Source organism: Ruegeria sp. R13_0 (genome assembly GCF_017743995.1).
In the GTDB taxonomy this organism is placed as follows: Bacteria; Pseudomonadota; Alphaproteobacteria; order Rhodobacterales; family Rhodobacteraceae; genus Ruegeria.
The window spans coordinates 75,600-98,183 of sequence record NZ_JAGHRB010000004.1 but is presented as its reverse complement, the minus strand read 5'-3'; the positions used below and the strand labels follow the sequence as shown (position 1 = coordinate 98,183).

The 22,584-nt window shown below is 61.4% G+C and carries 19 protein-coding genes; 9 read left to right on the top strand and 10 right to left on the bottom strand.

The annotated features are described in order from the left end of the window. Positions 1 to 27: 27 nt before the first annotated feature. From J7394_RS06560 to J7394_RS06545, 4 genes are read right to left on the bottom strand one after another with little or no spacing between them, the layout of a single operon-like run. Positions 28 to 2,070 carry a hypothetical protein gene (locus J7394_RS06560; protein WP_209251741.1) on the bottom strand — a complete coding sequence of 681 codons (2,043 nt, stop codon included), beginning with the start codon at positions 2,068 to 2,070 and terminating at the stop codon, positions 28 to 30. Further along, positions 2,067 to 4,829: a DUF4159 domain-containing protein gene (locus J7394_RS06555; RefSeq protein WP_209251740.1), complete on the bottom strand. Its 2,763-nt coding sequence runs from the start codon at positions 4,827 to 4,829 to the stop codon at positions 2,067 to 2,069. Before J7394_RS06555 ends, J7394_RS06560 begins: the two co-directional genes overlap by 4 nt. Next, positions 4,826 to 5,701: a DUF58 domain-containing protein gene (locus J7394_RS06550; RefSeq protein ID WP_209251739.1), complete on the bottom strand. Its 876-nt coding sequence runs from the start codon at positions 5,699 to 5,701 to the stop codon at positions 4,826 to 4,828. Before J7394_RS06550 ends, J7394_RS06555 begins: the two co-directional genes overlap by 4 nt. Beyond that, on the bottom strand, positions 5,698 to 6,705 hold the full coding sequence (locus tag J7394_RS06545) for a MoxR family ATPase (protein ID WP_170667281.1): 1,008 nt from the start codon (positions 6,703 to 6,705) through the stop codon (positions 5,698 to 5,700). Before J7394_RS06545 ends, J7394_RS06550 begins: the two co-directional genes overlap by 4 nt. A 64-nt stretch (positions 6,706 to 6,769) precedes the next feature. Here J7394_RS06545 and J7394_RS06540 point away from each other — a divergent pair, with 64 nt between their 5' ends. Next, complete coding sequence (locus J7394_RS06540; protein WP_209251738.1) at positions 6,770 to 7,348, top strand: DUF1285 domain-containing protein; 579 nt, start codon at positions 6,770 to 6,772, stop codon at positions 7,346 to 7,348. On the opposite strand, the gene J7394_RS06535 is transcribed toward J7394_RS06540, so the two are convergent. After that, entirely contained in the window at positions 7,345 to 8,244 is a 900-nt protein-coding gene (locus J7394_RS06535) for a DMT family transporter (protein ID WP_247748097.1), read from the bottom strand. The genes J7394_RS06540 and J7394_RS06535 overlap by 4 nt on opposite strands. 217 nt (positions 8,245 to 8,461) lie before the next feature. Here J7394_RS06535 and J7394_RS06530 point away from each other — a divergent pair, with 217 nt between their 5' ends. Together J7394_RS06530 and J7394_RS06525 are read left to right on the top strand one after the other, a co-directional pair. After that, positions 8,462 to 9,241: a hydroxypyruvate isomerase family protein gene (locus J7394_RS06530; RefSeq protein ID WP_209251736.1), complete on the top strand. Its 780-nt coding sequence runs from the start codon at positions 8,462 to 8,464 to the stop codon at positions 9,239 to 9,241. 49 nt (positions 9,242 to 9,290) lie between these two features. Further along, positions 9,291 to 9,521, top strand: coding sequence for a DUF2798 domain-containing protein (locus J7394_RS06525; RefSeq protein WP_170472889.1), 231 nt, complete (start codon positions 9,291 to 9,293; stop codon positions 9,519 to 9,521). Between the two features lie 43 nt (positions 9,522 to 9,564). Here J7394_RS06525 and polA read toward each other — a convergent pair whose 3' ends face one another. From polA to J7394_RS06510, 3 genes are all read right to left on the bottom strand, one after another. After that, entirely contained in the window at positions 9,565 to 12,360 is a 2,796-nt protein-coding gene (gene polA, locus J7394_RS06520; protein ID WP_209251734.1) for a DNA polymerase I, read from the bottom strand. A gap of 70 nt (positions 12,361 to 12,430) precedes the next feature. After that, positions 12,431 to 12,901, bottom strand: coding sequence for a hypothetical protein (locus J7394_RS06515; RefSeq protein WP_209251733.1), 471 nt, complete (start codon positions 12,899 to 12,901; stop codon positions 12,431 to 12,433). Positions 12,902 to 12,982: 81 nt separating this feature from the next. Next, positions 12,983 to 13,159, bottom strand: a complete 177-nt coding sequence (locus J7394_RS06510; protein WP_170459503.1) for a zinc-finger domain-containing protein — start codon at positions 13,157 to 13,159, stop codon at positions 12,983 to 12,985. Positions 13,160 to 13,246: 87 nt separating this feature from the next. On the opposite strand from J7394_RS06510, the gene J7394_RS06505 reads away from it, so the two are divergent. Next, complete coding sequence (locus tag J7394_RS06505) at positions 13,247 to 14,239, top strand: ABC transporter ATP-binding protein (protein ID WP_209252058.1); 993 nt, start codon at positions 13,247 to 13,249, stop codon at positions 14,237 to 14,239. Here the strand turns inward: J7394_RS06505 and J7394_RS06500 are convergent. Then, positions 14,236 to 14,700 (bottom strand): DUF1203 domain-containing protein, encoded by a 465-nt coding sequence (locus J7394_RS06500; protein WP_209251732.1) that lies wholly within the window; start codon positions 14,698 to 14,700, stop codon positions 14,236 to 14,238. The genes J7394_RS06505 and J7394_RS06500 overlap by 4 nt on opposite strands. A gap of 110 nt (positions 14,701 to 14,810) precedes the next feature. Between J7394_RS06500 and J7394_RS06495 the strand changes: the two genes are divergently transcribed. From J7394_RS06495 to J7394_RS06485, 3 genes are all read left to right on the top strand, one after another. Then, entirely contained in the window at positions 14,811 to 17,729 is a 2,919-nt protein-coding gene (locus tag J7394_RS06495; RefSeq protein ID WP_209251731.1) for an error-prone DNA polymerase, read from the top strand. A 48-nt stretch (positions 17,730 to 17,777) separates the two neighbouring features. After that, complete coding sequence (locus tag J7394_RS06490; protein ID WP_209251730.1) at positions 17,778 to 18,191, top strand: group III truncated hemoglobin; 414 nt, start codon at positions 17,778 to 17,780, stop codon at positions 18,189 to 18,191. A gap of 142 nt (positions 18,192 to 18,333) precedes the next feature. Beyond that, the gene (locus J7394_RS06485) at positions 18,334 to 19,272 is read left to right on the top strand and encodes a DMT family transporter (protein ID WP_209251729.1); all 939 of its coding nucleotides are present in this window, start codon (positions 18,334 to 18,336) and stop codon (positions 19,270 to 19,272) included. A gap of 54 nt (positions 19,273 to 19,326) precedes the next feature. Here J7394_RS06485 and J7394_RS06480 read toward each other — a convergent pair whose 3' ends face one another. Beyond that, complete coding sequence (locus tag J7394_RS06480; RefSeq protein WP_170379545.1) at positions 19,327 to 20,439, bottom strand: S-(hydroxymethyl)glutathione dehydrogenase/class III alcohol dehydrogenase; 1,113 nt, start codon at positions 20,437 to 20,439, stop codon at positions 19,327 to 19,329. 130 nt (positions 20,440 to 20,569) lie between these two features. On the opposite strand from J7394_RS06480, the gene J7394_RS06475 reads away from it, so the two are divergent. Together J7394_RS06475 and J7394_RS06470 are read left to right on the top strand one after the other, a co-directional pair. Further along, the gene (locus tag J7394_RS06475) at positions 20,570 to 20,857 is read left to right on the top strand and encodes an I78 family peptidase inhibitor (RefSeq protein ID WP_209251728.1); all 288 of its coding nucleotides are present in this window, start codon (positions 20,570 to 20,572) and stop codon (positions 20,855 to 20,857) included. Positions 20,858 to 20,918: 61 nt separating this feature from the next. Continuing rightward, positions 20,919 to 22,571: a DUF6504 family protein gene (locus J7394_RS06470; protein ID WP_209251726.1), complete on the top strand. Its 1,653-nt coding sequence runs from the start codon at positions 20,919 to 20,921 to the stop codon at positions 22,569 to 22,571. The last annotated feature ends 13 nt before the right edge of the window (positions 22,572 to 22,584 follow it).

The following is a 22,584-nucleotide window of genomic DNA, read 5'->3' as shown; positions in this document are numbered from 1 at the left end:
CGTGTCGTAGGTTTAACCCGAGGCGATCTAGCGACGGCCTTCGCGCAGCCAACCGCCCAACAGGAAGCCACCAGCCAGCAACAGAACCAGCCATGGTGGCAGCAGCCCGGCTTGCGTAACGTCCCGCGTCTCATAAGCTTCGCGTGGGGTAAGACCAATCCAGCCGCGCCCTGCAGCCGGACGCCCAGCGCGGACGTTGCGGATTGAGGGCAAACCCTCTTCCAGCCGGATCACACCACCGCGCATGGCGGCGATCACAGGTTCCAGCACGTTCCCTGTTGCGATGGTACGCTCAAATTCTTTCGGGGCAGCGGGCCCCAGTCCGATCACTGCCATCAAATCACCTTCCTGCAGACGATAGAGGCCAATCTCGGGGCCGAAATACTGCGTCTCGAACCGTCCGGGCGAGACCTCCTCCAAAGTGATCTCAAACGTTTCGCCATTGGGTCGGGTGATCGTGACCGGTCCGACCTCTTCTTCGAGGGTCTGACGAATGATGCGCATCGACTGGCCGTTCGCCTCGGCCCAGAGCGCTTCTTCCTCAAGTTCGGGCTCTTTCATCATCCAATGGGCCAGTCGGCGCAGCAATTCCAACTGAGGCCCGCCGCCTTCAAAACCACGGCTCCACAGCCAGGCGTGGTCTGACGCCAACAGGGCGACCCGCCCTTCACCCACCCGGTCCAATACCAACAGCGGCCGGTCCTCAAGGCCGGTCATCAGCACCTGGCCCGAGCGCTCATTCACATCGATCTGGCGCAGCCACGCGCCCCAATCCTCGGAATCGCCAAGATTGGTGGTCACAGGGTGCCGATGCCCCAGATCGCTGACCATGGGAACATAGCGCTCTTCGATCACCCGTGCCGTCGGTTGCGCTGGCAGACTGCCCGCGAGCGGCGAGCGGAAGATGCTGTCAGCGGTGGCGAAATCAGGGCCTGCTGCAATCAGAACAGCGCCGCCGCTGTCGATATAGTCAGCCACGTTATCCAGATAGATCGCAGGCAGGATGCCCCGCCGTTTGTAACGGTCAAAGATGATCAGGTCGAAATCGTTGATCTTCTCCAGAAACAGCTCGCGCGTTGGGAAGGCGATCAGAGACAATTCATCCACCGGGACACCGTCCTGCTTCTCGGGAGGGCGCAAAATGGTGAAATGCACCAGATCGACCGAGCTGTCGGATTTCAGCAGGTTGCGCCAGGTGCGCCCGCCGGGATGCGGCTCGCCCGACACCAACAGAACGCGCAGACGGTCGCGTACGCCGTTCATCTGGATCAATGCGGTATTGTTGCGATCGGTCAGCTCACCTTCGGCCTCTGGGACCGTGAATTGGATGACATTCCGCCCCCCATGCGGCAGAGAAATCGGCAGTTCGACATCCACGCCAATGGGTATACGGAATTCCTCCGGCTCGCCCCCATCAACCGAGATCTCAAGCGGCGCGCTGGTGGCCCCGCCCGGAGCCGCGCCGCTGTCTTCAACGCGCAGAGTCAGGGTTACGGGTTCACCAATGATGGCAAAGGCAGGCGCGTTGCGGACGATGAGCCTGCGGTCCCAGTCGCTCTCACGACCGGTCTGCAAAAGGTGCAGCGGCGCGGGCAGGTCTGGCGCTTGGTCAACGTCATGCACGATCCCGTCCGAGACCACGAGGATACCGGCCACCCGCGCGCGCGGCTCCTCGGCCAGGGCCGCATTCACCGCGGCCATCACCTGTGTGCCTTCGTCGCCATCGCCGTCGCCCACGCGGATGCGGCGCAGTTCGGTATTGTCACGCGACTCGATCTCGGCCGCCAGGGCCTCGGCCGCTTGGGCGGTTTGATCGGCCCGGTCCGAGAGCGTCTGGCTGGCGCTTTCATCCTCGATCATCAGGACGATATCTGTCAGCGGCGCGCGGTCTTCGACCTGATAGACCGGACCTGCAAGCGCGGCGATCACGACCAAAGCGGCCAACCCACGCAACGCCCATCCCGACAATCCCCGCCAGACCGCCAAGACCACGCCCGCAACGGCGATCGAGGCGACCACGAGCAGAACAGGCCACGGGATCAGCGGATCAAAGATAACGGTTCCGGTCATTGTCCCAACCTGTCCAGCAGAGCAGGCACATGGACCTGATCGGATTTGTAGTTCCCGGTCAGCACATGCATCACCAGATTGACACCAAAGCGATTGGCCAACTCGCGCTGACGTTCCCCCGCATAGCCACGCCCGACGGGGAGGAGGGCCTGTCCGTTGCGATCCACCGCCCAGGCCCCAGCCCAGTCATTGCCACCGATCACCACCGGCGTCACGTTGTCGTTGAGGTTGCGGAAGGGCATCCCTTCGATCTGTTCCGCATCCAGCGGAGCGGCCTCAACCCAGACATCGGTTCCGGCGTAGCGGCCAGGGAAATCTTGCAGAAGATAGAAGGTCCGCGTCAGGACGTGATCGTTCGGAATCGGCTCTAACGCGGGGATATTTAGCGGCGCGGCCAGTTGCTGCAGCTTGCGCCCATTGGGGCTGGAGGCACCGAACCCTGCGATATCCGCATCGCGCGTGTCAAACAGGATCATACCGCCCGAGCGCAGATAGGCATTCAGCTTGGCATAGGCCTCATCCGAGGGGCGCGGCTGATCCTGCGTGATGGGCCAGTAGAGCAACGGGAAAAAGGCCAGCTCATCCCGTTCCAGATCGACGCCAATCGGCGCAGCGGGTTCGACCGAGGTGCGGTAGTTCAACGTCTGAGCCAATCCTCGCAACCCAGCCTGTGCGATGTCGTCCACCTGGCTGTCCCCGGTCAGCACATGCGCCAGAACCAGTTCATGGGTCGCGGCGAGGGCAAAGTCAGTCTCATCGGGCGACTGCGCCTGCGCCTCGGGCACGAGCAACACGGCCCCCATGGCAACCGCTGTCGCCTTTGCCAGACCCAAACGGCCCGACAAGGCCAGAGACGCGATTACATCCACGGTCAGCAGAATCAATGCGAAGCTCAGCAGTATTCCCCCGAGAGGTGTCTCGGTTGAGACCTCCTGCCCGCGGATCGGCACATCTGCGGGCCATGCAACAAGGCTGAGCGTTGTCTCCTCGGACAGCACATTACGCGCCAGCTTTTGCTTCCCACTTTCATAGAGGCCAGGACGAAGGTCGGGCCCAATCTGTCCTGACACCAGCTCAACCCCATCCACACCCGCCAGCGTACCGGCATCGGACAACGCGCCGAACCCATCCATGATCTGGACCGGCTCCCACGTGGTGCCCTCCAATTGCGCGACCTGACGCGATTTCGCGGCCGAGGCAACGGCCAGACGGTCCAGCATTTCCACGAACAGGCCAGACAGCGGCAGGCTAGACCATTCCGCATCTGCGGTCACGTGGAACAGGACAACCTGCCCCAAGCCCAGCGCCTTGCGCGTGACCAGAGGTGTACCGTCCGACAGCGACGCAATCACGCGATCAGCCAGGTTAGGGTCTGGTTGCGCCATGACCTGAGTGGATACGGTCACGTCCTTCGGTATCGGCAACCCATAGAAAGGTGAGTCCTCAGGGAACGGTGCCAGTGTCTTGGATTCCCCCCAACTCATCGCGCCGCCTACGGTGCGCCCGCCGCTGCGCAGGCGAACGGGCAGCAGCGTATCCTCTTCATCTCGCCCCAGATCGCTCGCCGCCATGCGGGGCCCTGCAAACCGCAGCAACAGACCGCCCTGTTCAACCCACTCGATCAGAGCAACCTCTTCCGGGCCCGAGATCTGGGCGACGTCCGACAGCACAATCACATCGGGATTGGCGGGCAGAACCTCGGGCAGGCCGCCCTCAACAAAATCGGCGGTCGGGATCAGAACCTGCGTCAGGTAGTGCAGCGGCGACAACAGCTCCAACCCCTCGCGGTTGAGGGTTCCCGCAATCAGCGCAACCTCGCGCCTCCGCAGGCTGTCATCAGTCAGCGTCACGGCTCCGGCCGAGCGCTGGCCCTGCAGCTCAAACCGTGTGATCCGGGCACGCAGCTCCGACGGCAGGGCGAGGTCGATTTGGGCCTGGGTCTCGCCAGCTGCGAACGTCATCTCGGCCGATTGCAATATCCGCGCCGTGCCCGCCGGGTCACGGCCATGCGCCAGAACGGTCACACTCTCCTCCGGGCCCGGTTCGGCCCGCAATGCGGTCAATTGAATGACGCCGTCCTGATAAACGGCAGGCAAAAGCGCCAGCGCAGCCGCGTTCGAGCGGTAGACGGTGACCTGCCCGCGGGACTGCAATTCAGACACTAACTCAGGGTGGTTTTCATAACCCAAGCGGTCGCTGAACCAATGCGTATCAAACCCACCTTCGACCTGATCCAGCGCGGCGATGACCTGATCAACCTGATCCTCGGTCGGCTGCCACGGGTTCGGAACAAGGCCCGGCAAACGGTTGCGCCACGCCTCTGCCGCCTGGAACACCGGCGGTTCCGGCTCGGTCAGGCGCAGGATCGAGACGGGGCGGCCCGCGCGTCCGGCTTCGGTCAATTGCGCATCGATCTGGTCCAACGTCGACGACCAGCGCGTCGCCCCGGCCCAGCTTGCATCCAGCACCAACATTAGGGGCCCCGTGCCCGCCTGATCACGCGACGGATTCAGCACTGGGCCGGCCAACCCGATGATGATCGCTGCTGCCGCCAGCATCCGCAGCAAAAGCAACCACCAAGGTGTCCGGTCCGATACGCTCTCATCATCTTTGAGGCCGAGTAGAAGTGTGACCGCCGGGAACATCCGACGGATCGGCGCGGGTGGGACCGCGCGCAGGATCAGCCACAGGATCGGCAGGGTCAGCAGACCCAACAACACCCATGGCGCGGTGAAACCGATGCCCGCCAAAACGGTCATTGAACACCCCCGTCCAGCGCACGATAGAGCCACAATAGAGCCGATGGCGCACTATCTCCGGTGTGGTGCAGACCCAACTGCCAGCCGGTCGCGCGACACAGATGCGTCAGCGCATCCTTGCGCGCGGCAAGGCGTTCCAGATACCGGTCGCGCAGCTCTCCGGCCTTCAGCGTTTCATGCCGAACAGTGCCACCAACGCTTTCAAAAATGGTGCGGCCCGCGAAGGGAAACGTCTCTTCCCCCGGATCGAGAACTTGCAACAAAACGCCCCGAACGCCGCGATCTGCGGCTTTGGTCAGGGCCAGCTCAACCTCATCCATCGGGCCAAGAAAATCCGAGATGAACACAGCGCGGGCATGAGGGATCATGGCGCGGTGTTCCGGCGGGGCGTAGTCGACCTCCGAGTCCTCGGACCACGCCTCGGCCAGACGAATGATCTGCGCATTCCCACGTCTGGGCGGCAGGGTTGTACCCGTCAGGCCAACGCGCTCGCCCCCGCGCACCAGAAGGATCGCAGTCGCCAGGCCCAGCAGTCGGGCGCGATCCGCCTTGGAGGGCAGCGCCTTATCCGACGCAAAGCGCATTGAGGCCCCCTGATCGACCCACAGCATGACCGACTGCGCGATCTGCCACTCGCGTTCACGCACAAATTGCTGATCCCCGCGAGCCGAGCGGCGGTGGTCGATCATCCGGCGGCTGTCTCCGATCTGAGCGGGGCGGTATTGCCAGAAGTCGTCCCCCATGCCGGATCGTCGCCGACCATGGTCACCCAACAGAACTGTGCCTGCCAGATGTTCGGCGCGCGCCAATAGAGGCGGCAGCCGGGACGCCTCGGCCTCGGAACGTTGACGAAGGGTCAGCGCAGCATTCACGCCGCAGCCTCAGTGCGGATCAGGCCAGCCGCTGTGCTATCGATCAGGTCGGCCAAGCTGTCGCCCCGTGCACGTGCCGCAAAGTTCAGCGCCATCCGGTGGCTGAGAACCGGGCGGGCCATATCCAGAACGTCCTCGGCATTCGGGGCCAGGCGCCCCTGCAGCATCGCACGCGCCCGAACAGTCATCATCAGCGCCTGCGCCGCACGCGGACCGGGACCCCAAGCAACGGTTTCAGCGACGCGATCCGAAACGCCCGCTTCCTCGGGACGGAACGCTCGGACAAGATCGAGGATCAGTTCCACAACCGAATCCCCCACAGGCATCCGGCGCAACAGGACCTGAGCGGCCAACAGCTCTTCTTTGCTAAAAATCTGATGCGCCTCGTCCTCGGCCACGCCGGTAGTGGCCAGCAGGATATCCCGCTCGGTCTGGCGATCAGGGTATTCCACGTCGATCTGCACAAGGAAACGGTCTAGCTGAGCTTCGGGCAGCGGATAGGTGCCCTCTTGCTCAATCGGGTTTTGCGTTGCCAACACGTGGAACGGCGTACCCAGCACGCGGTCTTCGCCCGCCACTGTCACTGTGCGCTCCTGCATCGCCTGCAGCAGTGCCGACTGCGTCCGAGGGCTGGCGCGGTTGATCTCATCCGCCATCAGCAGCTCGCAAAAGATCGGCCCCGAAATAAACCGGAAATGGCGCGTGCCGTCATCGGCTGTATCAAGAACCTCGGACCCCAGAATATCGGCGGGCATCAGGTCGGGCGTGAATTGAATACGGTTGCCATGCAGGCCCATCACGGTCGACAGCGTCTCAACCAGTCGGGTTTTACCCAGACCCGGCAGACCGATCAGCAGGGCATGCCCCCCGCACAGCAGCGCCGTCAGGGTCAGGTCCACGACCCTTTCCTGCCCGATGAAGCGGCGGGTGATCGAGGATTTCGCCTCTTGCAGCTTGTTTTCCAACGCTTCGATCTCGGACACGAGGTCGGCAGGTTCGGACATGACTTTCCCTTCCGTGGACTATTATAGATGAAGTCTATCGCGCTGAGAGGAAATGGCAAAAGCAATGAGCGGACAAAAACCTGTGAAACCTTCCCCTGACGGTCTTGCGGCTTCAATCAAAGCGACCAAAACCAAGGGTTTACCCCCCGTTCACCTCTGGAATCCCCCTTTTTGCGGTGATCTGGACATCCGGATCGCCAAAGATGGCACCTGGAGTTATTTAGGCTCGCCCATCACCCGTTTCGAGCTTGTGAAGCTTTTTTCCTCAATTCTTAAGCTGGAGGACGGGAAATACTACCTGGTGACCCCGGTCGAGAAGGTGGGAATCACCGTCGAAGATGCGCCGTTCATCGCGGTGGACGTTGATGCCTCGCGCGAGGGGCAGTCGCAGTCTCTGACTTTCACCACCAAAGTTGGCGATGTCGCGGTGGCCGGGCCGGATCATCCGATCCGCGTTGTCATGGACCCGCAGACCCAGGAACCCTCTCCATACATTCTGATCCGCGACGGTCTGGAGGCCCGGATTGACCGCAAGAGCTTTTACCGGTTGGTCGAGATGGGAACCCACCATGAGGGCTGGTTCGGAGTTTGGTCCGAAAAGTGTTTCTTTCCGTTGATCAAGTCAGAAGACCTGCCGGACTAGGCCGCTTTTACAACTTTGCGATCCTGCGCCAGCACGACGGCCACCGCAACGACACCTGCGCCCAAAGCGCGGGTCCAGTTCCACTCTTCCCCCAGCACCAGCATGATCAGCATCACGTAGAACGGTGCGATGTTGATGTGGAACGAAGCCAATGCAACGCCCAGTTTGCCAACGGATCCGACAAACAAAACCTGACTGAGGCCCATAGACACCAGAGCATAGATCCCAAGCATTCCAATCTGTTGAACATCAATCTGCGCCGTTGGCATGACGTCCATACCCACTTGGCGTGCCCCGAAGAACAGCAGCAAAGCGACAACCAAGCCGCCGAAGAAGGTGATGGTGCTGCGCCCAGTTTGGCTCAGCTCGGGGAAATCCCTCGCCGTTGCCATAGTCGCCCAGCAAAACAACCCGGTGGACACGATGGCGCAGATCGCGCCCAAACCCAATTGCGCGGGCGCCACTGCACTGGTCGCGATCAGACCGCCAATGATGGACACCACAACGCCCAGCGCGAAATTCCAGCGCAACCGTCGTGCCCCGGTTGCCAGTTCGATCAGAGTGGCAAACAATGGCGCGCAGGAGGCAATGATGGCGACGGTCACAGGATCTGTCAGTTTTTGCGCCACGATGATCAGGAACATACCGGCCCCGAGTGTCCCGCCAACAAGCATCGCATGACCCCAACGGGCGCGCAAAACCCGGCTTGGCCCGTCGATCAGGAACCACAGAGGCACCATGACTGCCACGGCGAGGGCCAGACGCGCCACGAACAGCGCGACCGGAGGCCAGGTCTGCAGCAACACTTCGGCCGCAGGAAACCCCGCTGCCCAGGTCAGCATGGACGCCACAGCCAAACCGTTTCCAGACAAGGCCGAGCTGCGGCCAGTGGACATAGGAAGAGTGTTCCCGCGCACAGGATCAGGGCTCATCGCCATGGGATCGGACCTTCTGTTGGAACGGCGCAGAAAAATGATTCGCCGTGTTAGCCCAAACATCTCTGGACTTCGGCCTGCCTTCTTGTCGATTTTCGACAATCTGTCGTTTTCAATCCCTTTCCTCGAAAATCGGTGGAGACTAAACTTGGGCGGATCACCGACCCAAAGGCCTCTCATGCCCAAATTTGCCGCCAATATCTCCCTGCTCTTTGCCGAACTCCCGTATCTGGAGCGGTTCCAGGCCGCGGCCGAGGCGGGCTTCAAAGCCGTTGAAATCCTTTTTCCTTATGAGCTGGCCGCGAAAGAGACCCGCCGTGCTCTTCTGGCCAACGGGCTGGAGCTTGTGCTGATCAACGCGCCTCCGCCAAACTACACAGGGGGTGAGCCGGGCTATGCCGCTGTTCCAGGCGGTGAGGCGCGGTTCCAATCCGATATCCGCCGCGTCTTGCGCTATGCCGATGTGCTCAAACCCGGCCTGATCCATATCATGTCCGGCTATGCATCGGGGCCTGAGGCGCTGGATTGCTTTGTTCGCAACCTGCAATGGGCCGCCGATACAGCCCCCAATCAGGCCTTCACCATCGAACCTTTGAACCCCGTGTCCCAACCCGGCTATTTCCTCAACGACTACGATTTGGCCGCGGAGGTTTTGGACCGCGTGGATCGCCCCAACCTGGGCCTGCAATATGACAGCTTTCACGCACAGATGATCCACTCGGATCCGCTGGAGATTTGGGACCGCTTTCACAATCGCGTCATCCACGCCCAGATCGGCGCAGCACCCCACAGGTCCGAACCGGGTAGCAGCGAACTGGATTTTCAGACCCTGTTCAAGGCGATGGAGGTCTCTGGCTATGAAGGATGGGTCAGCGCGGAATATACTCCCTCAACACCGTTGACGACCTCGTCCCTGGATTGGATGCATAAGGCAGTTCTTGCCAATGCAGATCTCTGATCCGCAAACAACGCCGTCCGTCGTACTATAGATATCAAGGAACCGCCTCATGATCCCTGCCCGCTATGCCCGCGCCGTGTTCAGCCTGATCATGTCTGGGCTGATGTCCTGCATCGTCACCGGGATCGCAACAGTCAAAGCCATCGGCTTTGGCCCCTCCACCCTTGGCGATTGGATGGCCTCGTGGGCCTTTTGTTGGCCCATCGCCTTCACCGTAATCCTGCTGTTTGGCCCCAGTGTGCAACGGTTCGTCAACCGCATGGTCAGGCCGCAGGACTGACCCGCTGCGAAGAGGGCCCGCCGGGCCTGATGAGCAGCGCCCTTTAGTGCGCTTCGGCCCAGTTCGCCCCCTGACCGGCATCCACAACCAGCTTCACGTCCAGCTTCACGGCAGGGTCCGAGGCGCCCTCCATCACGTCCCGCGCAACGCCGATCACCTCATCCACCGCATCTTCGGCGACTTCGAACAGCAATTCATCGTGAACCTGCAGCAGCATTTTGGCCGGCAACCCCTTGATCGCCTCCGGCATCCGCACCATTGCGCGTCTGATAACATCCGCCGCCGTTCCCTGAATCGGAGCATTGATCGCCGCCCGACGCGAGAACCCGGCATGAGGCCCCTTCGCGTTGATCTCAGGCGTATGGATCTTGCGTCCGAACAAGGTCTGCACATAGCCATTCTCTTTGGCGAAGGCGACCGTGTCGTCCATATAGGCTCTAATAGCCGGGAAACGCTCGAAATACCGGTCGATAAACCCTTGTGCCTCTGCGCGCGGAATGCGCAGATTGCGCGCCAGACCAAAGCCCGAGATGCCATAAATCACACCAAAGTTGATCGCCTTGGCCTGACGGCGGATATCCGGCGTCATCTCATCCAGCGGCACATCAAACATCTCGGAGGCGGTCATCGCGTGGATGTCCAGCCCGTCTGCAAAGGCCTGTTTCAACGCCGGTATTTCGGCGATATGGGCCAGAATCCGCAACTCGATCTGGCTGTAGTCGAGGCTCACCATCACATTGCCCGGCTCAGCGATGAACGCCTCACGAATGCGGCGGCCTTCCTCGGTCCGGACGGGAATGTTCTGCAGATTCGGATCGGTCGAGGCCAAACGGCCCGTGTTCGCCCCAGTGATCGAATAAGACGTATGCACGCGGCCCGTATCAGGGTTGATATGTGTCTGCAGCGCATCCGTGTAGGTCGATTTCAGCTTGGACAATTGCCGCCAGTCCAGCACCCGGCGCGGCAATTCATGCTCGGTCGCGAGGTCCTCAAGAATATCCGCTCCGGTCGAGTACTTCCCGGTTTTCCCCTTCTTGCCGCCTTCCAGGCCCATCTTGTCGAACAGGATCTCGCCCAACTGCGCGGGCGAACCGACGTTGAAGTTCTCACCGGCCAATTCGTGAATTTCAGCCTCTAAACCGGCCATTTTCTGCGCAAAGGCATTCGACATCCGGCTGAGGACATCGCGATCCACCTTGATGCCATGCATCTCCATTTCTTTGAGAACCGGCACCAGCGGGCGTTCGAGCGTTTCATAAACCGTCGTCACCTGAACCTGATGCAGCTGCGGCTTGAACAACTGCCATAGGCGCAGCGTGATATCCGCATCCTCAGCCGCATAGGCCGTGGCCTCATCAATTGCGACCTTGTCGAAGGTGATCGCCGACTTGCCCGACCCCAGCAACGGTTTGATCGGGATCGGCGTGTGGCTCAGATAGCGCTCGGACAGAGTATCCATTCCATGCCCATGCTCACCGCCATGCATGGCGTAGGACATCAGCATCGTGTCATCGATCGGAGCGATCTCGATGCCATAGCGCGCAAAGATCTTGGCATCGTATTTCATATTCTGCCCGATCTTGAGGATCGAGGGGTCCTCAAACAGCGGCTTCAGCAGTGTTAGAGCCTCATCCAGCGGCATCTGCCCCTCGGCCAGCGCATCGGAGCCAAACAGATCATCCGTCGATCCGTCGCGGTGGGTCAGCGGAATATAGCAGGCCTCTCCTGCTTCGATACAAAGCGAAATGCCGACCAGATCAGCGATCATTTCGTTCAGCCCCGTGGTCTCGGTATCTACCGCAACCCAACCACGCTCATAGGCCTGATCAATCCACTTCTGCAGTGCGCCCGCGTCCCGCAAGCATTCGTATTTCGACGCGTCAAACGGGATCGCCTCGACCTCTTCCGTCTCGACCGGAGCGGGCGCATCGGCGATGACCGGGGCCTCAGCCCCTAGCTTGTCAGCGATCCGCTTGGTGAGGGTGCGGAACTCCATATTCGCCAGAAAGCCCAGCAAGGTGTCGGGGTCAGGGTCCTGAACCTCAAGGTCGTCGAGAGTGAAATCCAGCGGCGTGTTCTCATCCAACTGCACCAGCTTCTTCGACAGCTCGATCTGGTCGCGCTTTTCGATCAGGGTCTGGCGGCGCTTAGGCTGTTTGATCTCTTCCGCGCGGTCCAGCAGCGTTTCCAGATCGCCATATTCGTTGATCAGTAAGGCCGCCGTCTTGATGCCAATCCCCGGAGCCCCCGGCACGTTATCAACGCTGTCTCCAGCCAAAGCCTGCACATCGACCACGCGATCTGGCCCGACGCCGAACTTCTCGACCACGCCATCCGTGTCGATGCGCTTGTTCTTCATCGCGTCCAGCATCTCAACGCCGCCGCCAACCAGCTGCATTAGGTCCTTGTCCGAGCTGACGATGGTCACGCGCCCACCCGCATCGCGCGCCTGCACGGCCAGCGTGGCAATGATGTCGTCGGCCTCATAGCCCTCAAGCTCTTTGCAGGCGATGTTGAAGGCCTTCGTCGCCTCACGGGTCAGCGGCATCTGCGGGCGCAAATCCTCGGGCATCGCCTCGCGGTTGGCTTTGTAGAGGTCATAGAGATCGTTGCGGAACGTATGCGAGCCCTTGTCGAAAATCACAGCGACATGGGTCGGCGCGTCCGGCCCAGCATTTCCTTCGACATATTTCTGCAGCATATTGCAGAAGCCCGAAACAGCGCCAATCGGCAGACCATCCGACTTGCGCGTCAGTGGAGGCAGCGCGTGATAGGCCCGAAAAATAAAGGCCGATCCGTCGATCAGATGCAGGTGACATCCTTTTCCGAAATTGCTCATGCGCGTGCTCCCTGTCGGTCAGGGACGGTTCTGCCACAGGGCCGCGCGACTGACCAGTGAGGAACGTCAGTTAACCGCCAAAGAGGCCGCCAAACACATCCGAGAAACTGTGAAGCAGCGCCATGATAATCAGCGCGCCGAGGAAGGCAAAGAAGGCCATCGCGAAGAACTGAAACAGGATTGCGCCGACGCCAATGGTCACCCCGGCGATAGCAGGCCGCATCCGTTCATGACGCAAGATGCCAATAACAGAAACAACAATGGCTAATCCGCCCAGCATGGCGACACCGATTTGCAGGAAGTCGTCCAGATCACGAGTTTGGGCGACGGGTTCGGGCTGCTCTAGCCCAGCAGCGGCGCGCAGGGTGGATTTACCAAGCTCGGCCGCCAGCTCCCCCAGTGACACGCCGGTGGATTGCTGCGGCGCGAAAGGCCCAGCCCAGAACACGAACAGCGCCGCGAACAGGGCCATCGCTGCAAGGCAAAATCCGATCCAGCCGAACACGGGATTGGCCGTCTCTGTTGCAGTCATGTCGGTCATCACACTCACCTGCGTTGGTCTCAGCGAGAGTTACCATGATAAACGCGGCGAGATTGGGGCGGCACCCGTTTGGGCTGGCAATCAGTTTTGCTCTGTGCCCTTCAGGACATATTTGCAATCGCAATAGGGGCACTCGACCCAACCGGTGTCTTCCGGAATCTGCAGCCACACCCGCGGGTGCCCCAACGCGCCTTCGCCGCCATCACAGGCAACACGAGAAGTTTCCACGATCTTCGTTTCCGGCGCTTCGATTGTCACGGCTGGCGATCCTTCACTGGTTGTCGGCCTCGCGGGCATGCATTAGGTGCGTTTATGAGCGATGAGCAAACCGGGGGCAAGAGCCACATGAGCGATGCGGCAATCAGGATCGAAGGGCTGCGTAAGACCTATCGCGGCGGCAAAGGCCAGCCCGAGAAACACGCTTTGAAGGGCGTCGACCTGACCGTGCCGCGCGGGTCGGTCTTTGGTTTGCTGGGTCCCAACGGGGCGGGGAAGTCGACCCTGATCAACATCCTTGCCGGGTTGGTGGTGAAATCCTCGGGCCATGTTTCGATCTGGGGATATGATCAGGACAAGAACCCCCGCTCATCCCGCGCCGCCATCGGTGTCATGCCGCAAGAGCTGAACCTTGATCCCTTTTTCTCCCCGCGTGGCGCGTTGGAGGTTCAGGCCGGTCTCTACGGTGTGCCAAAGGCTGAACGCCGCAGTGATGAGATTCTGGAACTGGTGGGCCTCAGCGACAAGGCCGAGGCCTATGCCCGCACGCTGTCCGGCGGAATGCGGCGTCGGCTGTTGCTGGCCAAGGCACTGGTGCATCACCCAAAGATCCTGGTGCTGGACGAACCCACCGCCGGCGTTGATATCGAGCTCCGCCAGATGCTCTGGGCCAATGTGCGCAAGCTGAACGAGCAAGGCATGACCATCATCCTCACCACGCATTACCTGGAAGAAGCGCAAGAGATGTGCGACGAGATCGCTATCATCAATCACGGCGAAAAAATCACCCAGGAAAGCACGGCCAACCTGCTGGGCCGCATGGACAGCCGGACGATGGTGATCGCCCCTGACAGCCCCGTCACCGATTTGCCCATGACGGATGGTGTCGAGGCCACTTTGCGGGACGATGGCAGCCTTGTGTTGCAGTACCGCAGCGCCCAGACCAGTGCCGAGCAGGTTCTGGAATCGGTACGCGCCGCCAATATCCGCATCCGCGACGTTCGAACCGAAGAAGCGGACCTCGAGGATGTGTTCCTTGCGCTGACTTCATCACGTGCGGATGATACCCCGGCCGAGGATCAGGATCAGCCGCGCCGGGGCATGCATCGCGTCAAGCTCTAGGCCCGGTCGATCCGCGCCTGATAGCAATTGTTCCGCGCTGATCGAACGTGAATATAAGCGATGTCCGGTCTGGCAAAGATATCAGCGATTTTGGCCCCAATCTGGTCCGTTGGCGTGATGGCACCCGTGCCGTAGACGATCCGATCATCCTCACCATAGCCCTTGATCAGGTAGTCGGGGGAAGAGGTCAGGATCTCAGGCAATGCATCGCCTTCGTACCGCTCGCATGGTTTGGCGCACAGGAAGATTGGGCCGGTTTCTGCATAGGGATGTGGCTCTAAAAAGGGTCTGTGCGCCAAAATCAGCATGTCCTGCCCCTCTGGGATGTTCTGCAAGCAGTGACGACAGGGATTGCCTGCGCCGGTGGAAACAGCCCGCTCAGGCGTGGCACCGTAGGCATCTGGCTCTCCCGACTGCAAGGCGCGGACTTCCTCAGTGGGGAGTGCGGTGATCTTGAACATTTCAGGTCTCCTTTTTTCCCGACCATGCCCGCCCAATCAGCCACAAGCGACCCGGTTCCTGCGCAAAGGACTCGAAAAAGAACAAAACGTGAATATAATGAGGAATCGCCATGTATGCCGAGCTGTCGATCACATCAAACTTCACCTTCCTCACCGGGGCCTCTCACCCCGAGGAGTATATGGAGCGTGCCGTGACCCTGGGCCTGCCCGCAATCGCGATTGCCGATGACAACTCGGTCGCCGGGATCGTTCGCGCCCATACCCAAGCGCGCGAGATCGCACGCAAGGTGCATGAACGGCTGGAGTGGGAGGCGCAGAACACGCGCCTGGGCCCGCCCTGCCCCGATCACATTCCCAAACCGCCGTCCTATCCGATCCACGCGGTGCCGCGCCTGATCCCGGCAGCGCGGCTGATCTTCACCGACGCGCCCACCGTCACCGCTCTGCCCCTGAACCGGCAGGGCTGGGCGAACCTGTGCCGCATTCTATCGGCAGGCCGCCTGCGTGCGGAAAAAGGCGATTGCATCCTGCACCTGTCCGACTTGCTTGAATTCTCCGACGGTCTCCATCTTCTGCTCTGGCCACAAGCAGACCGGTCAAAGGGCGGCGCGAGCGCGTGGCGGACACAGGCGCAACAGCTGACGCGCCGCTTTGGTGGGCGGATACATCTGCTAATGCACCCTCGCTATGATGGCGCAGATGGTACGTATTTCTCATTATTAGAGACTGAATCCAAGCAACTCGATATCCCCACCCTCGCCAGTGCCGCGCCTATGATCCACCACGGCGCGCGCCGCAAGTTGGCCGATGTGCTGACCGCCATCCGCCTGCGCCGCAAGGTGGATGAGCTGGGCCGCGACGCGCTGGCCAATGGCGAACAGCGGCTGCGCTCCGAGGGTGAGATGTTGCGGATCTTCAAGGGTCATGAAGGGGCCGTCACCCGCGCCCATGACCTCAGCGAACAGCTCACCTTCTCGCTGGATGAGCTGCGTTATGAATACCCCAGCGAAGGTAGCGAACAGGAAACCCCGACCCAACGCCTGCACCGCCTGGCGCATGAGGGGTTGAAATGGCGCTATCCTGCAGGTGCTTCGGACAAAGCCAAAAAGATGCTGGCCCATGAGCTGAGGCTGATCGGTAAGCTGAAATATGAACCTTATTTCCTGACCGTCCGAGATATCGTCCATTTCGCCCGCTCGCGCGACATCCTGTGTCAGGGGCGTGGCTCGGCGGCCAATTCGGTGGTCTGCTTCTGCCTCGGCATCACCGAGGTCAGCCCCGAGATGGGCACGATGGTTTTTGAGCGCTTCGTTTCCGAGGCCCGCGACGAGCCGCCCGATATCGACGTCGATTTCGAACACGAACGCCGCGAGGAGGTGATCCAGCATATCTATGACCGCTACAGCCGCGAACGCGCGGGCCTCTGCGCCACGGTTGTTCACTATCGCGGCAAGCGTGCCATTCGTGAGGTCGGCCGCGCCATGGGTCTGACCGAGGACACGATCTCGGCCCTGTCCTCACAGCTCTGGGGCTTCTTCTCGACCAAAGGGCTTGAGGCGCACCGGATGCGCGAAATCGGCCTCGATCCTGAAGATCGACGGCTAAAACAGACTCTAATGTTGGTCTATGAGATCGATGGCTTCCCCCGCCATCTGTCACAGCACGTGGGCGGCTTCATCATCACCGAGGGGCGGCTGGACGAGCTTGTCCCCATCGAAAACGCCACGATGGAGGGGCGCACGGTCATCTGCTGGGACAAGGATGACATCGACAGCCTTGGTATACTGAAGGTCGATGTCCTCAGCCTCGGGATGCTCACCTGTATTCGCAAGGCGTTCGACCTGATCGGACAGCATCATCAGACCGGCTATACCCTCGCCACCCTGCCGCCCGAGGATCCCGAGGTCTATGATATGCTGTGCAAAGCAGACTCTATTGGGGTATTTCAGGTGGAAAGCCGGGCGCAGATGAACTTCCTCCCCCGGATGCGGCCGCGCAATTTCTACGATCTGGTGATCGAGGTCGCCATCATCCGCCCCGGCCCGATTCAGGGTGATATGGTCCACCCTTACATCCGCCGCCGGAACGGAGAGGAGGAGGTCAGCTTCCCCTCGGACGCATTGGGGGATGTGCTGGGCAAGACACTGGGCGTACCGCTGTTTCAGGAGCAGGCGATGCAGATCGCCATTGTCGGCGCGGGCTTCACCCCGGAACAGGCGGACCGGCTGCGACGCTCCCTGGCGACCTTCAAAAAGCACGGCAATGTCAGCGAGTTCCGCGCTCTCTTTTTACGCGGGATGAAACGCAACGGTTACGAACAGGATTTCGCGGAGCGCTGTTTTTCCCAGATCGAAGGGTTCGGATCTTATGGTTTTCCCGAAAGCCACGCGGCCAGCTTTGCGCTGCTGGTCTATGCCTCGGCTTGGATCAAATGTCACCATCCGGGCATCTTCGCCTGCGCGCTGCTGAACTCGCAGCCGATGGGGTTCTATGCTCCGGCCCAGATCGTGCGGGATGCCCGCGAACACGGGGTTCAGGTGCGGCCAGTCTGCATCAATGCGAGTTTCTGGGACAATGTGATGGAACCTGATGGCCATGGTGGGCTGGCCCTACGGCTGGGGTTCCGCCAGATCAAGGGCCTCAGCGAGGAAGACGCCAGTTGGCTGACCGCCGCACGGGGCAACGGCTACACCCAAGTGGATGACGTCTGGCGTCGCGCAGGGTTGGGGCCATCGGTGATCGAACGTTTGGCCGAGGCCGATGCCTTCGCTGCCTGCGATCTGACCCGGCGCGAGGCTCTGTGGCAGGCCAAGGCGATTGCGACCGCGAAGCCTCTGCCGCTGTTTTCACAGGATCTGGAAGGCGAGACGTTGGATGAACCCGAAGCCTACCTGCCGCAGATGACATTGGGCGAACAAGTGGTCGAGGATTACGTCGCCACACGCCTCAGCCTGAAGGCGCATCCTGTGGCCCTGATCCGGCATCTGCTGACGCCCGAGCCGCGCGACAAAACCACACCTGTTGCCTGACCTCCGCCCTAGATATGTCCCGGGCTAGAGTCGAAATCCGAGACCGCCATGACCAGACCCATCTTGCCCCCGCGCTTTCCCGCGACGCCGGACCAGATCAACGCGCAGGTCCACGCTTTCTATGCCCGCGTGCGCGAGGATGCTGTTTTGGGACCCGTCTTCAACAAGCACGTCCACGACTGGCCCGCGCATGAGGACAAGATCGCCGCCTTCTGGCGCAACGCCATCCTTTATGAGCGCAGCTACAACGGCAATCCGCAGCGCGTCCACAGCGAAAGGCCCGACGTGCAGCCCGAGATGTTCGCGCACTGGCTGGACCTGTTCGAGGAGGTCGCCACCCAAACCCTACCCGCTGAGATCGCCACCCCTTGGGTCGCGCTGGCACGGCGGATCGGTGTGGGGATGAAAGCGGGCGTGCAATCCGCCCGACAGCCCAAGGACACGCCGCCGATCCTGCGTTGACCTCACAACATGGCGGCTTTGCCGTGTTAGCGGTAAAATAGGGGCTATACGGTCCGGGAAAATGCGTCTACTCAGGGAAAAGACAGCCCATTTGGCTGCGCCGGCTTAAAGCCACCACACCGACATCGCCTGAGGCCAGATCATGAGCACTCAAAACACCACCCTCAGGGGACTTGGTTTCGCGTTTCTGGGATTCGCGGTCTTTGCCAGCCATGACGCGCTGATCAAAGTGCTGGGCGGGACCTATTCGGTGATGCAGATCATCTTCTTCGCCACGTTGTTTTCCTTTGTACCCATGGCAGTGACGATCCTGACAGACCGCACAACCGGGAATTTCCTGCCACACCACCCATGGCTGGTCCTGCTCCGGTCCGCGCTGATGGTCACATCCATGGTCTGCGCTTTCTATGCCTTTTCGGTTCTGCCTCTGGCCGAGGTCTACTCGCTGCTGTTTGCCTTCCCCCTGTTCGTCACAGTGCTATCGATTCCGATTCTAGGAGAGGTCGTGCGTTTCCAACGTTGGGCCGCGGTCGGCGTTGGCTTGATCGGTGTTCTGATCGTTCTTCGCCCCGGCGCGACGGATATCACGCTCGGCCACATGGCCGCCCTGACAGCCGCGTTTTGCAGCGCGTTAGGCTCTGTTCTGGTGCGCAAGATCGGGAATGAGGAACGCTCGGCCGTGCTGATCCTATACCCGATGCTGCTGGCCATCGTGGTCATGAGCTTGATGCAACCGGCAGTCTATCAACCGCCATCACTGCTGCATCTGGCGATGATGGCGCTGGTCGGCGTGTTCTCGGTCATCGCACAACATCTGATCATTCTGGCCTATCGCGCGGCCCCGGCGGGTGTCGTGGCCCCGAGCCAATACAGCCAGATCATCTGGGCCACCTTGTTCGGCATGATCTTCTTTGGCGAACGACCCGACGGCTGGGTCGCGGTCGGCGCAAGCGTCATCATCGCCTCGGGCATCTTCGTCGTCTGGCGCGAAAGCCGGTCGAACACCACCTCGGTCAACACGCCGGTGCTGCGAGTGCGGTCACCACGATCGGATACGGGCGCATCGCGACCCGGCGAATGAAAAACGGCGCGCCATACAGCGCGCCGCTTAAGCGAATTCAATTGGTTTAGAGCCTTAGTAGACCACCACCGAGCGGATGCTCTCGCCTTTATGCATCAGATCGAAACCGTGGTTGATGTCGTCCAGACCCATGGTGTGGGTGATCATCGGGTCGATCTCGATTTTGCCTTCCATGTACCAGTCGACGATCTTGGGTACATCGGTCCGGCCCCGCGCGCCGCCAAAGGCGGTGCCGCGCCAGGAACGTCCGGTGACCAGCTGGAACGGACGGGTCGAGATCTCGGCGCCGGCAGGTGCAACGCCGATGATGATCGACTCACCCCAGCCCTTATGCGCTGATTCCAGTGCGTCGCGCATCACCCCGACATTGCCAGTCGCGTCAAACGTATAGTCCGCGCCGCCTTTGGTCAGGTTGACCAGATAGGGCACCAGATCGCCTTCAACCTCTTTCGGGTTCACGAAATCGGTCATCCCGAACTTAGTGGCCATTTCGACCTTCGATGGGTTCAGGTCGACACCAACGATCTGATCGGCTCCGGCAAGGCGCAGGCCCTGGATCACGTTCAGACCGATACCACCCAGACCGAACACGATGGCGCGGCTGCCGATTTCCACCTTGGCGGTGTTGATCACAGCGCCGATGCCGGTGGTGACGCCACAGCCGATGTAGCAGATCTTATCGAAGGGTGCGTCCTCACGCACTTTCGCCAGCGCGATCTCAGGCAGGACAGTGTGGTTGGCGAAGGTCGAGCAGCCCATGTAGTGCAGGATCGGGTCGCCATCCAAAGTCGAGAAGCGCGAGGTGCCATCGGGCATCAAGCCCTTGCCCTGTGTCTCACGGATCGCCTGACACAGATTGGTCTTTGGATGCAGACAGTACTCACACTCACGACATTCGGGTGTGTAGAGCGGGATCACATGGTCGCCCGGCTTCAGGCTGGTGACGCCCGGGCCGACCTCGACCACAACGCCTGCGCCTTCGTGGCCCAGAATGGCCGGGAACAGGCCTTCGGGATCTGCGCCGGATAGGGTGAATTCATCGGTATGGCAGATGCCGGTGGCCTTCACTTCGACCAAAACCTCGCCCGCCTTGGGGCCTTCGAGGTTCACCTCCATCACTTCCAAAGGTTTGCCAGCCTGAACGGCGACGGCTGCACGGGTGCGCATGGTGCTTGTCTCCCAGTCTTGTTTGACCCGACCCTGCGTCAAATGCAGGGTGTTTTCAACTGCACTTTCATGGCAGATTGGCTAAACATTTGATATTGCAGAAACGACATTGTCATACTGGGGAACGCCAATGCACCGATTTATCCCGATCCTGATCCTTCTGGCCGCCTGCGCCGAGACCCCTCCCCCGGAAGAGGCGCGCCTGTCGCCCGAGGCCGCGCCTGTCGATCTGGCCTTCTGCAAAGGCGATCCGTTTGCAGAGGCCATCGGCCAGCCGGTTTCGACCATTCAGGCCAGCCTGCCCGAGCGCGCGCGGGTATTGGGACCCAATGACATTGCGACTCAGGATTACCGCATCGACCGGCTGAATGTCTTCGTGAACGAGGCGGGCATCATTCAGCGCCTGACTTGCGGGTAGGGGTGGACTCGGGCGCTGATTCTCGGGCAAGAACAAAATGGGAACATTTTGATATCTGCCGATGCCAAAACGCCGAATACTCTCACTCTGGTTCCCCCGTCTGGGGGCTGAACGGCTGATCCGCGCCGCGCGGGGGCTGCATGTCGGGCCTTTGGCTGTAGTGGCCGAGCAGTCGAACATGCAGGTGATCACCTCTCTGAACGCTGAGGCTCAGGCCGCCGGGCTGCAGGTGGGTCAGCCAGTGCGCGATGCCCATGCCATGTGTGCGTCCTTGATCACGCGTCACCGCAATGCCCCGGCCGAGGCCGCGTTCCTGACCGCGTTGCGCCGCTGGGCAGGCAAGTTCAGCCCTTGGGTCGCCGAAGAGGCTCCGGACGGGCTGATCGTTGACCTCTCGGGTTGCGCGCATCTGTTTGGTGGGGAAGAGGCGTTGCTGCGCGTGCTTGAGGTCGACTGCTCCGATATGGGCCTGAGCGTGCAGATGGGCATTGCCGACACGTTGGGCGCGGCCTGGGCACTGGCGCGCTATGCCGGGCAAGAGGCCATATCAGACCGCAACGGCGACGCCATCAGTCAAGAGGCCCGCGCCACCCGTGCCCGGGCCAGCAAGCGACGACACTGGACCAAGGGCGGGGCCGCGCCGCAGGTGGTGGCCTTGGGTGGCGGGGCGCGGATCGCCGCGCCGGGGCAGTCTTATGGGGCGCTCAGCCCGCTGCCCATCGCGGCGCTGCGGCTAGAGGATCAGGTGGTCGCGCAGCTGAACCGTCTGGGCCTGCGCCGGATCGGGGATCTGCTGGGGCAGCCCCGCGCCTCCCTCGCCCGCAGGTTCGGACGTGGGCTGGTCTTGCGGCTGGATCAGGCGATGGGCAGCGCGCCCGAGCCGGTTTCTCCGGCCCGTCCGCCACATCACTTCGCGGTGCGGATGACTCTGCCCAATCCGATTGGGTTGGTCGAAGATGTGATGGCCGCCATCGACCGGGTTCTGCCGACGCTGTGTGCCAAGCTGGAAGAAAAGGGGCGCGGCGTCCGAACCCTGCGGCTTGAGGCTCATCGTGCCGATCAGGCGGCCGAGGTCATCGAGGTTGGGCTGGCCCGGCCAACTCATGACAAACACCGCATTCGCCCGTTGTTAGAGATGAAAATCGACAAGATCGACGCGGGCTATGGCATTGACATGCTGCGGCTGGAGGCGGTGCAGACGGAACCCATCCACGCCCGCACCATCGCCGGTCATGCCGAGGCCCGCCGTGTGGCCCGCAACCGGCTTGAGGGCAACACCGCTGTCGAAGACCTTATGGCCAAACTGGGCGCACGGGTGGGGCTAGAGGTCATCACTCGGCGTCACCCTGCGGCATCGCATATCCCCGAGAAAACCGCGCAGGTGCTCGCGGCGGCGTGGTCCGAACCGGCGCGAGACTGGCCTGCGCCGCCACGCCCGCGCCCCCTGCAGATGTGGCAGCCCGAGCCGGTGATGGCCCCGGAAACCCCGGATGTGCCCTCCGCCTTTCGCTGGCGCGGGCGGGATTGGCAATTGGCACAAGCCACCGGCCCCGAACGGATCGCGCCGGAATGGTGGCTGGATGACCCCAACTGGCGCAGCGGCGTGCGCGACTACTGGGTTGTGGTGACCGAACAGGGCGAGAGGCTCTGGCTGTTTTATGGCCACGGAGGCACCATGTCTGCAGGCTGGTTCTGCCAGGGGCAATTTGGCTAGAAGCCCTAATTAG